The sequence below is a fragment of the Actinoplanes auranticolor genome, from assembly GCF_018332655.1.
In the GTDB taxonomy this organism is placed as follows: domain Bacteria; phylum Actinomycetota; class Actinomycetes; order Mycobacteriales; family Micromonosporaceae; genus Actinoplanes; species Actinoplanes auranticolor.
In genome coordinates, this window is the sequence record NZ_BOQL01000014.1 from 1 (window position 1) to 14,555 (window position 14,555).

At 73.0% G+C, this 14,555-nt stretch carries 14 protein-coding genes and 2 pseudogenes; 4 read left to right on the plus strand and 12 right to left on the minus strand.

Annotated features, from left to right (window positions below; translation table 11 throughout):
• The 4 genes and pseudogenes from Aau02nite_RS05775 to Aau02nite_RS05790 all read left to right on the plus strand — a co-directional run.
• Positions 1-235 (plus strand): annotated as a pseudogene (locus tag Aau02nite_RS05775) (sugar ABC transporter ATP-binding protein); the annotation flags it as partial.
• On the plus strand, positions 232-1,488 hold the full coding sequence (locus Aau02nite_RS05780) for a sugar ABC transporter permease (protein ID WP_212987273.1): 1,257 nt from the start codon (positions 232-234) through the stop codon (positions 1,486-1,488). The pseudogene Aau02nite_RS05775 and the gene Aau02nite_RS05780, both read left to right, overlap by 4 nt.
• A 37-nt stretch (positions 1,489-1,525) precedes the next feature.
• The gene (locus Aau02nite_RS05785) at positions 1,526-2,701 is read left to right on the plus strand and encodes an ROK family transcriptional regulator (protein ID WP_212987274.1); all 1,176 of its coding nucleotides are present in this window, start codon (positions 1,526-1,528) and stop codon (positions 2,699-2,701) included.
• Positions 2,702-2,722: 21 nt separating this feature from the next.
• Entirely contained in the window at positions 2,723-2,989 is a 267-nt protein-coding gene (locus Aau02nite_RS05790; protein WP_212987275.1) for a DUF1707 SHOCT-like domain-containing protein, read from the plus strand.
• Here Aau02nite_RS05790 and Aau02nite_RS05795 read toward each other — a convergent pair.
• From Aau02nite_RS05795 to Aau02nite_RS05850, 12 genes and pseudogenes are all read right to left on the minus strand, one after another.
• On the minus strand, positions 2,949-4,733 hold the full coding sequence (locus Aau02nite_RS05795; protein ID WP_212987276.1) for an ABC transporter ATP-binding protein: 1,785 nt from the start codon (positions 4,731-4,733) through the stop codon (positions 2,949-2,951). The two genes, Aau02nite_RS05790 and Aau02nite_RS05795, sit on opposite strands and share 41 nt — an antisense overlap.
• Complete coding sequence (locus tag Aau02nite_RS05800; RefSeq protein ID WP_212987277.1) at positions 4,730-6,427, minus strand: ABC transporter transmembrane domain-containing protein; 1,698 nt, start codon at positions 6,425-6,427, stop codon at positions 4,730-4,732. Before Aau02nite_RS05800 ends, Aau02nite_RS05795 begins: the two co-directional genes overlap by 4 nt.
• Before the next feature lie 43 nt (positions 6,428-6,470).
• On the minus strand, positions 6,471-6,725 hold the full coding sequence (locus Aau02nite_RS05805) for a hypothetical protein (RefSeq protein WP_212987278.1): 255 nt from the start codon (positions 6,723-6,725) through the stop codon (positions 6,471-6,473).
• A gap of 8 nt (positions 6,726-6,733) precedes the next feature.
• Entirely contained in the window at positions 6,734-7,786 is a 1,053-nt protein-coding gene (tsaD, locus tag Aau02nite_RS05810; RefSeq protein ID WP_212987279.1) for a tRNA (adenosine(37)-N6)-threonylcarbamoyltransferase complex transferase subunit TsaD, read from the minus strand.
• On the minus strand, positions 7,779-8,207 hold the full coding sequence (rimI, locus tag Aau02nite_RS05815; RefSeq protein WP_212987280.1) for a ribosomal protein S18-alanine N-acetyltransferase: 429 nt from the start codon (positions 8,205-8,207) through the stop codon (positions 7,779-7,781). The genes tsaD and rimI overlap by 8 nt, the downstream gene beginning before the upstream one ends.
• A complete protein-coding gene (tsaB, locus tag Aau02nite_RS05820; RefSeq protein ID WP_212987281.1) occupies positions 8,207-8,863 on the minus strand; it encodes a tRNA (adenosine(37)-N6)-threonylcarbamoyltransferase complex dimerization subunit type 1 TsaB in 657 nt (218 codons plus the stop codon). The genes rimI and tsaB overlap by 1 nt, the downstream gene beginning before the upstream one ends.
• 67 nt (positions 8,864-8,930) lie before the next feature.
• Positions 8,931-9,608, minus strand: a complete 678-nt coding sequence (locus Aau02nite_RS05825; RefSeq protein ID WP_212987282.1) for a uracil-DNA glycosylase — start codon at positions 9,606-9,608, stop codon at positions 8,931-8,933.
• Complete coding sequence (gene tsaE, locus Aau02nite_RS05830; RefSeq protein ID WP_212987283.1) at positions 9,605-10,093, minus strand: tRNA (adenosine(37)-N6)-threonylcarbamoyltransferase complex ATPase subunit type 1 TsaE; 489 nt, start codon at positions 10,091-10,093, stop codon at positions 9,605-9,607. Before tsaE ends, Aau02nite_RS05825 begins: the two co-directional genes overlap by 4 nt.
• Complete coding sequence (locus Aau02nite_RS05835; protein ID WP_246594956.1) at positions 10,090-11,124, minus strand: alpha/beta fold hydrolase; 1,035 nt, start codon at positions 11,122-11,124, stop codon at positions 10,090-10,092. Before Aau02nite_RS05835 ends, tsaE begins: the two co-directional genes overlap by 4 nt.
• Before the next feature lie 410 nt (positions 11,125-11,534).
• Positions 11,535-12,644 (minus strand): annotated as a pseudogene (gene alr, locus Aau02nite_RS05840) (alanine racemase); the annotation flags it as partial.
• A 37-nt stretch (positions 12,645-12,681) separates the two neighbouring features.
• Complete coding sequence (locus Aau02nite_RS05845) at positions 12,682-14,130, minus strand: NAD(P)H-hydrate dehydratase (RefSeq protein WP_212987285.1); 1,449 nt, start codon at positions 14,128-14,130, stop codon at positions 12,682-12,684.
• Positions 14,131-14,149: 19 nt separating this feature from the next.
• Positions 14,150-14,518, minus strand: a complete 369-nt coding sequence (locus tag Aau02nite_RS05850) for a holo-ACP synthase (RefSeq protein WP_212987286.1) — start codon at positions 14,516-14,518, stop codon at positions 14,150-14,152.
• Positions 14,519-14,555: the final 37 nt, after the last annotated feature.

The following is a 14,555-nucleotide window of genomic DNA, read 5'->3' on the forward strand; positions in this document are numbered from 1 at the left end:
CCTCGGCGTCGTGCTCATCTCGCACAACATGAACGACGTCTTCGCCGTCTCCGACCGCGTCGTCGCCCTCTACCTCGGCCGCACCGCCGCCCAGGTCAAAACCACCGACGTCACCCACTCCCAGATCGTCGAACTCATCACCTCCGGACGCAGCGGCAATCTCGGCCTGCCGCCCGAGAAGCCGGCCGCCTCCGGCTTCGCCGACATCACGCCTGCAGGAGACGCGGACCGATGACAACCACCACCACAACGGCCGGCGGCGTCAAGGTCGTCAAGCCCACGGTCGCCAGCCATCTGCACGACTACTGGGGCCGGGTCCGCGGCGGCGACATCGGCAGCCTGCCCGCCATCCTGGGCCTGATCGTGCTCTGCCTGATCTTCGGCATCGCCCGCCCCACCTTCTTCAGCGCGGTCAACTTCGCCAACCTGTTCTCGCAGGGCGCGGCGGTCATCTTCATCGCCATGGGCCTGGTCTTCGTGCTGCTGCTCGGCGAGATCGACCTCTCCGCCGGCTTCGCCAGCGGCGTGTGCGGCGCGGTGATGGCCATCCTGCTGACCAACCACGGCTGGCACTGGGCCTCGGCGATCCTCATCGCGCTGATCACCGGCCTGGCCATCGGCTTCGTGCTGGGCTTTCTGGTGTCGAAGGTCGGCATCCCGTCCTTCGTCGTCACGCTGGCGGCGTTCCTGGCCTTCCAGGGCATCCTGCTGGTGCTGCTCAGCGGCGGCAAGAACATCTCCATCCGGGAGACGTTCGTGCTCTCGCTGGCCAACCGGAACATGTCGGTCCTGGTCAGCTGGGCGCTGGCGATCCTGGCCGTGGCCGGCTACGCCACCCTGCAGTTCGCCCGGCTCCGCAGCCGCGCGGTGCGCGGCCTGGTCACCGACCCGGTGGGCATCGTGCTCGGCCGGATCATCGCGCTCGCGGCCCTGCTGTTCACCGCGGTCGCGGTGCTCACCACCGAACGCAGCATCAACCCGCTGATCAGCGGGTCGGTCAAGGGCGTGCCGATCGTGGCCCCGATCATCGCGGTCTTCCTGATCGTCTGGACCTTCGTGCTGGGCCGGACCGCGTACGGCCGGCACGTGTACGCCGTCGGCGGCAACACCGAGGCCGCCCGCCGCGCCGGCATCCCGGTCGACCGGATCCGCATCTCGGTCTTCGTGATCGGCTCGTTCATGGCCTCGATCGGTGGCATCATCGCCGCCAGCCGGGCCAACTCGGTGGACCCGAACTCCGGCGGCAGCAACGTGTTGCTGTACGCGGTCGGCGCGGCCGTCATCGGTGGCACCAGCCTGTTCGGCGGCAAGGGCCGGGTGCTGGACGCGGTCATCGGCGGGGCGGTCATCGCGGTGATCGACAACGGCATGGGCCTGATGGGATACAGCGCCGGTACCAAGTTCGTGGTCACAGGACTTATCCTGCTTCTGGCCGCCAGCGTGGACGCGTTGTCGCGGCGGAGAGCGGCAGCCACCGGTAACCGATGAGCGAGCCTCACGGTCACGGTAAGGGGGCAGCCACCTGATGCGAGCGGGCCCCAGCCAGGAGGAGGTGCGCCGGCACAACCTGGGGACGTTGCTGCGGTACGTCCACATTCACGGCGCTACGTCCCGGGCGGAGCTGACCACCAAGCTCGGACTGAACCGCAGCACCATCGGCGCGCTGACCACCGAGCTGGCCGCCGCCGGGCTGGTCACCGAGCGCCCGCCACAGCAGACCCGCCGGGCCGGACGACCTTCGCTGGTCGTCCGGCCCGAGTCGTCCCAGGTGTACGCGTACGCGCTCGCCATCGAGGTGGACCGGCTGCGCGCCGCCCGGGTCGGGCTCGGCGGCCGGATCCTGGACCGGCGCGAGACCGACCGTCCGCGCGGCATGCAGGTCATCGACGCGATCCAGCCGCTGGCCGGCTTCATCCACGAGATGCGGATGGACGTACCCGAGGGCGCCCGCTACGTGGGCGGCGGCCTGGCCGTGGCCGGCATGGTCCGCCGCGACGACGGCATGGTCCGGCTGGCCCCCACCATCGGCTGGGTCGAGGAACCGGTCGGCGAAGCCCTCAGCGAAGAGATCGGGGATGTCGGCCCGCTGATCGTCGGCAACATCGCCGACGTCTCGGCCCTGGTCGAGCACAGCCGCGGCGCGGCGGCGGGCCGCGACAACGTCATCTACCTGTACGGCGACGTGGGCGTCGGTGGCGGCATCATCGCCGGCGGTCGGCGGGTCACCGGCCACGGCGGGTACGGCGGCGAGGTCGGCCACATGGTGGTCAACCCGAAGGGCCGGCCGTGCAGCTGCGGCTCGCGCGGCTGCTGGGAGACCGAGATCGGCGAGTTCGCGCTGCTGGAGCTGGCGGGCCGCGGTCACCTGAGCGGCCGCGAGGCGGTGCTGGACGTGGTGGACGCGGCGATGCGCGGCGACTGGGAGGCCCAGCAGGCGGTCCGCCACGTCGGTGACTGGATCGGCCTGGGCGTGGGCAACCTGATCAACATCTTCAACCCGGAAGCAGTGATCTTCGGCGGCACCCTGCGCGACGTCTACCTGGTCGCCGCGGCCCAGATCCGCAGCCGCCTGAACGAGGTGGCGCTCCCGGCCTGCCGGGAACACGTCCGGCTGCGGACACCCGAGCTCGGCACGGACGCGGCCCTGATCGGCGCGGCCGAGCTCGCCTTCGAACGTTTGCTGGCCGATCCACTGTTGTGAGCCAGGGGTTAAAGTGCCCCCGTGAGTATCCGCGCTTCCGATGAGGATCGGCAGCGGATCGTGGCCGCGCTCGAGCGGCACACCGGTGCCGGACGGCTGACCCTGGACGAGTTCGCCCACCGGGTCGGGGTGGTCAGTGACGCCCGCACCCTGGACGAGCTGGCCGCGGTCGTGAGTGACCTGCCGGCCGAGACCGCCGAGGAGAAGCAGCGCCGCGAGCTGCTGATCGTCTTCGCGGTCGCCCTGATCACCCTGGTGCTGCTCGGGGTGGCGCTGGCGCTGCGGTGACCGGCGGCGCGCCGTGCCACGAGGCCCAGAGCGCCGCGTAGGAGCCATCCGCCGCCACCAGTTCGTCGTGCGAGCCCAGCTCGGTGATCCGGCCGTCCTCCACCACCGCCACCCGGTCCGCGTCGTGGGCCGAGAAGAGCCGGTGCGCGATCGCCACCACCGTACGGCCTCGCAGCACCGCGGCCAGTGACCGTTCCAGGTCGCGGGCGGCCCGCGGGTCCAGCAGCGACGTCGCCTCGTCCAGCACCAGGGTGTGCGGGTCGGCCAGGACCAGCCGGGCCAGCGCCACCTGCTGCTCCTGCGCCGCCGACAGCGTCACCCCGCCGGCACCGACCTCCGTGTCCAGGCCGGCGGGCAGGGCGTCGGCCCAGCTCAGGGCGTGCACGGCGGCGAGCGCGTCACGGACCTCGTGCGGCCGGCAACCGGGCCGGACCATGGCGACGTTGTCGCGCAGCGTACCCATGAAGACGTGGTGCTCCTGGCTGACCAGCGCCACCTCGGTGCGCAGCCGGTGCAGCGGCAGGCCGGCGAGCGGCACGCCGCCGACCGTGATCGAGCCCGTGCCGGGCGCGTAGACGCCGGCGAGCAGCCGGCCCAGGGTGGACTTGCCCGCGCCGGACGGTCCGACGATCGCCAGCCGCTCCCCCGGCTCGATGGTCAGCGAGATGCCGTGCAGCACCTCACGCCCCGGCACGTAGGAGAACCGCACGTCGTCGGCGACGATCCGGCCGCCCCGCGGAGCCGCACCGTGCTGCGGTGCCGCGTCCGGGGTCTCCGCCACGCCCAGCAGCCGGGCCAGCGAGGCGGCGCCGACCTGCAGCTCGTCCAGCCAGCCGAGGAACCGGTCGAGCGGGTCGATCAGCAGCTGGGCGTAGAGCACGGCCGCGGTGACCTGGCCCAGGCTGACCCAGCCGCGCAGGTAGAACCAGCCGCCGATGAGCAGCGTGCCCACCACCGGCAGCACGTAACCGATCTCCACGATGGGCGACCAGACCGTACGCAGGAACAACGTGTACTTCTCGGTGCGGAAGGAGCGGCGCAGGTCGGCATCCGTACGCCGGACACGGTCGGTCTGCCGGCGCAGCGCGTCCACCGTCCGGGCGCCCTCGACGGTCTCCGCGAGACCGTCGGTGACCTGCGAATAGGCGGCATTCTGGCGCAGATAGCCGGGACCGGCCCGGCGCAGGTACCAGCGGGCCGACAACACGATCACCGGTACGGCGGTCAGCAGCGGCAGCGCCAGCAGCGGGCTGACCAGGATCAGCGCGCCCACCGCCAGCACCGTGGTCAGCAGCGCGATCGTCGTTTCCGGAACCGCCAGCCGCACACACCGCGACAGCGCGTCGACGTCCCGCGAGGTACGGGTCAGCAGGTCGCCGGTGCCCGCCCGCTCCACCGTGGACAGCGGCACGGCCAGCACCCGGTCCACGAACTCCTCCCGCAGCTCGGCCAGCACCCGCTCGCCGAGCCGCGCCGAGGCCAGGTACGCGAACCGCATCAGCACCGCCTGCACCACGATGAACGCGGCGATGACCAGGGCGATCCGGTCGACGGTGCCGGTTCCGGCGCCGTGCTGCAGCGACTCGACGAGGTCACCGAGCAGCCGGGGCCCGGCCAGGCCGGCGATCGCGGCGACGGCGTGCAGCGACACGGCGAGCAGCAGGGGGCGTGGGTGCCGGCGGAACAGGGTGCGGGCGTACCGGCGGACCTGGCGGGTGTCCGCCACGGGCAGCGCGTTGCTCACTCCCGCAACACCGTCCTCGCGTATCCCGGATGGCCGGCCAGCAGCTCCCGGTGGGTCCCCTCGGCGATCACCCGGCCGTCCTCGACGTACAGCACGACATCAGCGCGATCCAGCACCAGCGGGCTGGTGGAGCAGACCACCGTGGTGCGGCCGCGCCGGGCCGGGCCGAGCCGGTCGGCGATCCGGGCCTCGGTGTGCGCGTCGACCGCGCTGGTCGGCTCGACCAGCACGAGCACCTCGGGGTCGGCGATCAGCGCGCGGGCCAGGCGCAGTCGCTGCTGCTGGCCGCCGGAGAAGGTGCGGCCCCGCTCGGCGACCTGGGTCCGCAGACCGGCGGGCAGCGCGGCGACGATCTCGTCCGCACCGGCGGCCGCCAGCGCCGCCGGCAGCGGCCCGGTGCCGCTCGGATCAAGATCAGCCCGGAGCGGGCCGGAGAACAGGCGGGCGTCGTTGTCGGCCACCAGGATCCGGGCGCGCACGGTCGCCAGATCAAGATCATCCAGCGGTACGCCGGCCAGCGTCGCCGCCGTACCCGGGGCACTGCCGACGTAGCGGCCGAGCCGATCGGCGATGGCGACCGCGTCGGCCGGCACAGCCGCCGCGATCGCGGTGACCAGTCCCGGCCGCACCACCACTCCGGACACGCTGTCGACCAGTTCGCCGGGGCCGGGCGGGGGTGCCGGACGGACGGGGTCGGGCAGATCGGTGCGGATCCGCAGCATCCGCACCACGCGACGGCCGGAGACGTGCCCGCGGGTGAACTTGTCGAGCGTCTCGGTGAGCTGCCGCAACGGGGCGACGAGGAACGCCGCGTACCCGTAGAAGGAGACCAGCTGGCCCAGAGTGATCCGCCCGGACAGCGCGAAGCGGGCACCCAGCCAGGTCACCAGCACCAGCAGGATGCCCGGGAGCAGCACCTGGGCCGCCTCCAGCAACGCCTCCACGGACGCCACCCGCAGCCCCGCCGCCCGCAGCCGCTGCGACTCGGCGCGGTAGCGGCCGGACATGACCGGCTCGCCGCCCACGCCCCGCAGCACCCGCAGCCCGCCGACCAGGTCGGTGGCCCGCCCGGTCAGCCGTCCCTGCTGCTCGCGGTACGCCTGCTGGCGGTGGTGCAACGGCCGGATCAGCAGGCCCACGACCGCCATCAGCAGCGGCACACCGAGCACCACGACCAGACCCAGCGGCACCGACGTGGACAGCAGGATCACTGTCACCGTGACGATCGCGACGAGCGAGCCGACACCCCGGGCGGTGATCTCCAGCGCACCGCCGATGTGGCTGATGTCGGCCGTACCGACGGCGACGACCTCACCGGCCTCGAGCCGGCGCGGCAGGGCCGAGCCGAGCCGGTTCGCCTGCCGGACTGCGACCTGCACGGTGCGGTACGCGCCGGCCAGCCAGTTGAAGACGGCCAGCCGGTGCCGGGTCACCCCGGCGCCGGCCTGCACGACGCCGATGCCCAGCAGCACCAGGCTCCAGGTGAGCAGGGATCCGCCGTCGCGGTGGGTCAGCCCGGCGTCGATGGCCCGGCCGACGATCGCCGGGACCAGCGCCTGGCAGGTCATCCAGAGGACGCCGAGCAGCACGCCGCCGGTCATGGATGGCCAGGCGCGCCGGGCGAGCCAGCCCAGGTAGCGGGTGGCGGACCGGTCGTCGGGAATGCCGGGATCGGCAGGGGGCAGCTCGCGCATTCTCTCCTGACGGTACGAAACTGTGCCGTCACGCGGAAGCGCGTTATCTATCGACGGGCGTGAAATCCCAGGCGTGCGGCGCGCGGGCGGTCAGGTGCGGCGGCGGCGCGGGCAGGTCCACCGGGGTGTGCCGCCAGCGGGAGATGACCACGATGCGATGGTCGGTCGACGAGTAGACCTCGCTCGACACGTGCGAGGGCAGGACCTCGACCTGCGGCAACGCCACGTCGCAGACCCAGGTGAGCAGCTCGTCGAAGCCGCTGCCCAGGGCCCGTACCTCCCACATGCGAGCAATCATGCTGATTCCTACCCCGCCACAGTGACCGAGGTCAATGACATCGCGGAATCGGCCGGCAGGTCGAGCCGGCTGGGCGCGATGCCGGCGGCGACGAGATGCGAACCGAGCGCGGCGACCATCGCGCCGTTGTCGGTACACAGGCCCGGACGCGGCACCCGGACCCGGATGCCGAGCTTCGCGGCGCGCTCCTCGGCGAGCACCCGCAACCGCGAGTTCGCGGCGACCCCGCCCCCGATGATCAGGGTCTCGACGCCGTGCTCCCGGCAGGCGTCCAGCGCCTTGCTGGTCAGCACGTCACAGACCGCGTCCTGGAAGCTGGCCGCGACGTCGGCCACCGGCACCGGCTCGCCGTTGCGCTCACGCGCCTCGACCCAGCGCGCCACGGCCGTCTTCAGCCCCGAGAAGGAGAAGTCGAACCGGTGCTTGAGCTGGTCCTTCGGCGAGGTCAGACCGCGCGGGAAGGCGATCGCGGCGGGGTTGCCGTCGCGGGCCGTCCGGTCGATCACCGGGCCGCCGGGAAATCCCATGCCGAGCAGCCGGGCGACCTTGTCGAAGGCCTCCCCCGCGGCGTCGTCGATGGTCGCGCCCAGCGGCGTCACCCCGGCGGTGAGGTCGTCGACCAGCAGCAGCGACGAGTGGCCCCCGGAGACCAGCATGGCGATGGCCGGCTCGGGCAGCGGACCGTGCTCCAGGGTGTCGACGGCGACGTGGGCCGCGAGGTGGTTGACGCCGTAGATGGGCTTGTCGGCGGCCAGGGCGTACCCCTTGGCCGCGGCGACCCCGACGAGCAGCGCCCCCGCCAGACCGGGCCCGGCGGTCACCGCGATCGCGTCGATGTCGGCCAGGGTCACCCCGGCGTCGTCGAGCGCCCGCTGCATGGTCGGCACCATCGCCTCGAGGTGGGCCCGGCTGGCGACCTCGGGCACCACCCCGCCGAACCGGGCATGCTGATCGACGCTGGAGGCGAGCGCGTCGGCGAGCAGGGTGTGGCCGCGGACGATGCCGACCCCGGTCTCGTCGCAGGAGGTCTCGATCCCGAGGACCAGGGGCTCGTCAGGCATTGCGCATCATCACCACGGCGTCGGTGTTGCTGGGCTGGTAGTAGCCACGCCGCAGGCCGACGGGCTCGAAATCGTAGGCGGCGTAGAGCCGCTGGGCAGGTGCGTTGTCGACGGCCACCTCGAGCAGCACCTTGCGCTCACCGGCCTGGGCGAGCAGCGCCTCCAGCAGCTGCCGCCCGAGACCGCCGCGCTGGGCCCGCCGGTCGACGGCGATGTTCTGCACCCAGGACTCCTCCCGGTCGACGATCGCCAGGCCCGCATAGCCGAGCACCTTCTCGTTCTCCTCGGCGACCAGGTAGAAGTGCCGCTGGGCCAGCTCGTTCCAGAACATGGCCGCCGACCACTTCTCCGCGCCGAACAGATCCTCCTCGATCGGCAGCACCTCGGCGATGTGCCACCAGCGGAACCGGTTGATGAGCATCAGGGCAGCGCAGCCTTGCGGGCGGTGGGCTCGACGGCATCGGGCCGGCGCAGATAGAGCGGGGTGAGCGGATCACCCGGAGCCCGGCTGCGGACCTGGTCGGCGGCCAGCGCGATCAGCGCCTCACCGGAGGGGTGGAGGAGCCGGTCGTCGATCGGGAGGCCGAAGATCTCGCTGTACTTCAGCGCACCCTCACCGACGGCCCGATCGGCCGCGACCAGGACGTCGGCGGGCTTGGCGACGTCGGGGCCGGTGAGCCGGACACCGTCGGCGTAGGTCGCGAAATACACCTCCCGGCGGCGGGCGTCGGTGGCGACCAGGACCCGGCCGGGCCCGGCGGCCCGGCCGAGAGCATCGAGCGAGCAGATCCCGTACGCGGGGATGCCCAGCGCCTGCCCCATGGCGGCGGCGGTCGCCAGCCCCACGCGCAGTCCGGTGAAAGGCCCGGGCCCGACCCCGGCGACGATGGCGGCGAGCTCACGCGGCCGCACGCCGGCATCGTCCAGCACGAGCTGGATCTGCGGCGCAAGCCGCTCACCGTGGGCCCGGGGATCAACGGTCCGCCGCTCGGCGATCCCCTTCATGCCACTGTCGGTGACCTCCCCGAGCGCGGCGGTGACCGCGGGGGTGGAGGTGTCCAGAGCTAGAACGAGCACGTGAGAACCCTAACCGCCGAAGCAGCCCGCACCGGAGCCGGGCGCACGCCCGCCCAGCCGGCCCGGGTCAGGCTCGGGGGTTCCAGTCGATGAGGGGGCGGCCGGCGTCGGCCAGGGCCTTGTTCGCCGCACTGAACGGGCGCGAGCCGCGGAAGCCCTTCGGGTTCAGCGGGCTCGGGTGGCCCGCCTCCAGCACCACGTGGGCGGGATTGCCGACCAGCGCCGCCTTCTTGCGGGCGTAGCTGCCCCAGAGCAGGAACACCACGCGCTCGTCGCGGGCGTTCAGAGCCTGGATCGTCGCATCGGTGAACGCTTCCCAGCCCTTGTTCGCGTGGGACGCCGCTGCTCCCGCGCGTACGGTCAGAACCGCGTTGAGCAACAGCACCCCCTGCCGGGCCCAGCCGGTGAGATCGCCGCTGGTCGCCGGCGGGACGGCGACGTCCTCGGCCAGCTCCTTGAAGACGTTGCGCAGCGACGGCGGGATCCGCACCCCGTCCCGGACGCTGAAGCTCAGGCCGTGCGCCTGCCCCGGCCCGTGATAGGGGTCCTGCCCCAGGATCAGCACCTTGGTCTGCTCGGGCGGGCACAGCCGGTACGCCGCGAACAGGTCCTCGACGGGCGGATACACCGTGTTCGTCGTGTACTGCTCGCCGACGAAGGCACCGAGGGCCGTCGTGGCCGCTTCGTCGAGGAACGGCCGGAGCTCCGTCCGCCAGGCGGGTGGGAGCAGATCGGGCAGGTTCACATCTTCTCCAGTCGGGCGGCCCAGTCGCCGCCGTGGGGGACGAGGTCGATGACCCGGGTGTCGTCGTCGAGCCGGTCGATCCGGACGGCCAGGTATTCGTCGTTGAGCTGCTCCACCAGGCCGGCGCCCCACTCGACCACGGTGACGGCGTCGTCGGCCGACGCGTCCAGGTCGAGGTCGTCGATCTCGGCGCGCGGATCCGCCGCGTCGCCCAGCCGGTACGCGTCCGCGTGCACCAGCGGCACCGCACCACCCTGGGCGGGATCGGGACGGTGCACCCGCGCGATGACGAAGGTCGGCGAGGTGATGGCACCCTGCACGCCGAGCCCGGCGCCGATGCCCTGCACCAGCGCGGTCTTGCCGGCGCCGAGGGGACCGGTGAGCAACAGCAGATCCCCGGGACGCAGCACAGCGGCGAGCCGGCGCCCGAACGCCCGGGTGTCGTCCACAGTGGTCAGCCGGACGTGGTTCCGCTCCGGGATCACGAGATCTTCTCCAGGAACGGGATCAGCGCGGCATTGACCTCGGCGGCTTTCTCCAGCATCACGACGTGCCCGCTGTTGTCGATCTTCACCAGCGTCGCCTCGGGCAGGCGCCGGAGGATCTCCTCGGAGTGGGCCACCGGGGTCAGATAGTCCTTGGTGCCCACCAGCACGAGCACCGGCACGCCCCGCAACGCGGACAGCGCCGGGAAACGGTTGTGCGTGTAGAGCGTGTGCAGATATCTGGTCAGGGTCTCGACCGAGGTCTTCGAGTTCATCTGCTCGACGAAGGTGACCAGGGTCGGGCTCGGCCGGGCGTCGCCGAAGCCGTACCGGCGGGTCAACAGCCAGGCCAGATCCCCGACCGCGACCCGGGCCTTGTCGATGGCGCCGCCGCCGATCCGGGCGGCCCCGCCCCAGATCGGGAAGAACGGCGCACTGACCCGCGCGACCAGCGAGGGAACGCCGAGCTTGCTCTTGTCGATCAGACCGGCCGACGTGGACATCAGCACGACACCGGTGACCCGCTCACCGAACCACTCCGGATACTGCTCGGCGAACGCCATGATCGTCATGCCGCCCATCGAGTGCCCGACCAGAATGATGTGCCCGTCCGGCACGGTCTCGTCGAGCACGGCGGCAAGCGACTTGCCCAGCGCGGCGATGTCGTAGTCGCCGGACTGCAGCCGGCTGGACCGTCCGTGCCCGGGCTGGTCGTAGAAGACCAGCCGGTTCTCGCCCAGCTCGGTCAGGGCCTGCCGCTGGAAGTAGAAGGTCCCCATGTCGAGCGCGAACCCGTGCACGAAGACGACGGTCGGCTTGGCCCCGGGGACCTTGGGCTCGACGATCTCGACGTGCAGATCGGTGCCGTCGGCGGCGGTGACGGTGAGCTCGCGGTCGAACGACTGGTCGCCGAACTCCTCCTCGACGTAGGGATCACCGGGGGCGTTGAGCGACTTGCGGACCAGGACGCGCTCGACGGCGAAGGCGGTGGCCAGCCCGGCGGCGGCGAGACCGATGGCGGCGCCGACTATCCCGACCTGCTTGGCCCGCCGGCGCGGGTCGGCCTTCGCTGACGACTTGGCGGACGGTTTGGCGGAGCTCACGCACCCTCCCCTGGCTGGCCCACCGACGAATCGGCCATTCTCGCGACGAACCCTTCGCTTCCCCGCCCACGGGCGTCGCTTCCCCGCCCTCGGGCGTCGCTTCCCCGCCCACGGGCATCAGACCGGCTGGGCGAAGCACCGGCACGCGGATTGCCGGTGTCGTGGTCGCTCGGTGCGTCCGCCCGGCTTCCGGCCGGAAGATCAGCGGTGACGTCGTCGCTCAGCCGGCCCGGCGCCGCCTCGGCCGCGGTGCCGGCGGTGCCGGCGGTGCCGGCGGTGCCGGCGGTGCCATCGTCGCTCAGCCGGCCCGAAGCCGCTTCATTGGGGACACCGGCCGTGCCGTCGTAGACGCGAGGGACGCGGGTGCCGCCGAAGCGCGTCACGATCTCGTAGTTGATCGTGCCGATCGCCTCGGCCCAGTCGGTGGCCGTCGGCGTGCCGTCGTCGCCCGGCCCGAAGAGGACCGCCACGTCGCCCGCCGCCACCGGGTCGTCCCCGCAGTCGAGGATGATCTGGTCCATGCAGACCCGGCCCGCGATCGTCCGGGTCCGCCCACCCAGCGACACCGGGCCCACATTGGACGCATGCCGCGGCACCCCGTCGCCGTACCCCAGCGGCACCAGGGCCAGCGTCGTCTCCCGGGACGTGTGATAGGCGTGACCGTACGAGACGCCCTGGCCCGCCGGGACGCGTTTGGTCAGCGTGACCCGGGCGCGGGCGGTCATCGCCGGGCGCAGTCCGGTCGGGTGCTCGGGTGGCAACGGCGACAGCCCGTAGACGGCCACGCCCGGGCGGACCAGGTCGTAGTGGGCGTCCGGGCGGGTCAGGGTGGCCGCCGAGTTGGCGATGTGGCGGTAGCGGGGCTCGATGCCGTACTGCTCAGCGGTGGCGAGACCCTCGGCGAACACGGCCAGTTGGTGGTCGATCGTCTCGTGGCCCGGCGCGTCGGCGTACACGAAGTGGCTCCAGGCGCCGACGATCTCCGCCTCGCCCTCGGCCTGGGCTTTGGCCGCCGCTTCCAGCAGGGCGGGCCACTCGGCCGGGGTGGCACCGCCGCGGGCCAGGCCGGTGTCGAGCTTGAGGTGCACGCGGGCCGGTCGCTGCGCCCGGCGGGCGGCCGTGACCAGCTCGCCGAGCTGGGCGAGGCTGCCCGCGTTGAGGTCGATGTCGGCGGCGACGCCGTCGTGCAGCGGCAGCCCCGGAGCCAGCAGCCAGGCCAGCACCGGCGCGGTCAGCCCGGCCCGGCGCAGGGTCAGCGCTTCGTCGAGGGTGGCGACGCCCAGCCAGGTCGCCCCGCCGGCGAGCGCGGCCCGGGCCACCGGCAACATGCCGTGCCCGTAGCCGTCGGCCTTGACCACCGCCATGACCTCGGCGGTGGTGCCGGCGCGCAGCGTCGCGACGTTGTCCCGGATAGCGTCCAGATCAACCCGGACCTCGGCCTGCCACATGGTCACCAGCCTACTGAGGGGTACGACAGGACTTGGGTCACAGCAGGTCCGCCAGCACCGGCCGCAGGGCCGCGGCGATGTCCTCCGACGTCACCGGGCCGTCCCGCTCGGCCCGGCGCCCGGCCAGCCCGTGCACGTAGGCCGCCATGATCGCCGCTCGTTCCGCGGGCAGGCCGGCGGCGAGCAGCGAGCCGAGCAGGCCCGCGAGCACGTCGCCGCTGCCGGCGGTGGCGAGCGCCGAGGTGCCCGTCGGGTTGGCCCACGCCTCGCCCGCGGGCGTGGCCACGATCGTCCGGTCGCCCTTGAGCAGCACCACGGCGTTGGTCCAGGAGGCCAGCCGGCAGGCCGCCGCGATCCTGTCCGCGCCCGGTCGCTCGCCGGCCAGGCGCGCGAACTCACCGTCGTGCGGGGTGAGCACGAGCGGCGCGTCCCGGCGCAGGTCGGCGGCGTGCTTGCCGTCAACGAGCAGGGTCAGCGCATCGGCGTCCAGCAGGACCGGCAGGGAGGTGGCGAGCACGCTGCGCAGCTCTGTGCGGGCCGCGTCGTCGGTGCCGAGGCCGGAACCGCAGACCCAGGCCTGCACCCGGCCCGCCTCGGCCACCCGCTTGGCGGCCACCACGGACGGGTGCCGACGCAGCACTTCACGGTCGGCGCTGCCCGCGTACCGGACCATGCCGGTGGGGCCGGCGAGTGCGCCGGTGACGGACAACACGGCAGCGCCCGGGTACGTCGCTGAGCCGGTGGCCACGCCCACGACGCCGCGGCTGTACTTGTCGGAGGCCGGGTTCGGCCCCGGCCACCAGGCGGCGATGTCGGCAGCGTCGGGCACCCGTACCGCCGGGTCGGCGTGCAGCGTCGCTCCCAGGCCGATGTCGACCAGCTCGACGTGGCCCGCCAGGGCCGCGGCCGGGCCGACGACGTGCGCGGGCTTCAGGCAGCCGAAGGTGACGGTGACGTCGGCGCGCACGGCCTCGCCGGGCACGTCACCGGTGTCGACCGCGACTCCGCTGGGCACGTCGACAGCAACGACCGGCGGCCGCGCGCCGTCCCGGCCCCGCAGCTCCGGCAGGCGCTCGACCAGGGCGGTCGCGTCCGGTCGCAGACCGCCGCTGGCCCCGATGCCGACGATCCCGTCGACCACGAGATCAACCTGACCGGGCAGGTCGGTGACCGTGACGCCACCGGCGCGGCGGAGGGCGGCGAGGCCGGCGAGGTGCACCCGGTCGGGCCGCAGCAGCACGGCTCGGACACCCGCACCGCGCGCGGCGAGCGTGGCGCCCGCATAGAGCGTGTCGCCGCCGTTGTCACCGCTGCCGACCAGCAGCAGCACCGTGGCGCCGTAGACACCGCCGGACTCCTGCAGCAGCAGGGCACACCGGCGGGCCAGCCCGGCCGCCGCCCGCTGCATGAGCGTGCCCGACGGCAGCGTCGGCATCAGCGCCTTCTCCGCCGCACGGACGTCCGCCACGCGCCACGCCTGCCGCATGCTCCAACCCCCAGGTAACTCAGGCCTCCGCGACGACCATCGCGGAGGCGATGCCGCCGTCGTGCGACAGCGACAGATGCCAGCGGCTGACACCCCGTTCGGCCGCCACCGCCGCGACCGTACCGGAGACGGTCAGCCAGGGGCGTCCGTCCGGATCGGTGACCACTTCACAGTCGTGCCAGCGCAGCCCGGCGGGTGCGCCCAGCGCCTTGGCGACGGCCTCCTTGGCCGCGAACCGCGCGGCCAGTGACTCCGGCGACCGCGGGTTGCCGGAGGAGGTCATGCGCTCCGAGTCGGTGAAGAGCCGGTCGGCGAGCAGCGGCGTGCGCTCCAGCGCCTGGGCGAACCGGTCCACCAGCACGACGTCGATCCCCACAGACACGATCACACGAGCAACCCTATCGGCCCGCGGTCCGCGGCGACCG

Bases quoted from the DNA above. Each gene is read 5' to 3' on its own strand.
- Aau02nite_RS05785 (WP_212987274.1), top strand. From the start codon at position 1,526: ATGCGAGCGGGCCCCAGCCAGGAGGAGGTGCGCCGGCACAACCTGGGG.
- rimI (WP_212987280.1), bottom strand. From the start codon at position 8,207: ATGCTCATCAACCGGTTCCGCTGGTGGCACATCGCCGAGGTGCTGCCG.
- Aau02nite_RS05780 (WP_212987273.1), top strand. From the start codon at position 232: ATGACAACCACCACCACAACGGCCGGCGGCGTCAAGGTCGTCAAGCCC.
- Aau02nite_RS05800 (WP_212987277.1), bottom strand. From the start codon at position 6,427: ATGCGCGAGCTGCCCCCTGCCGATCCCGGCATTCCCGACGACCGGTCC.
- Aau02nite_RS05805 (WP_212987278.1), bottom strand. From the start codon at position 6,725: ATGATTGCTCGCATGTGGGAGGTACGGGCCCTGGGCAGCGGCTTCGAC.
- Aau02nite_RS05845 (WP_212987285.1), bottom strand. From the start codon at position 14,130: ATGCGGCAGGCGTGGCGCGTGGCGGACGTCCGTGCGGCGGAGAAGGCG.
- tsaD (WP_212987279.1), bottom strand. From the start codon at position 7,786: ATGCCTGACGAGCCCCTGGTCCTCGGGATCGAGACCTCCTGCGACGAG.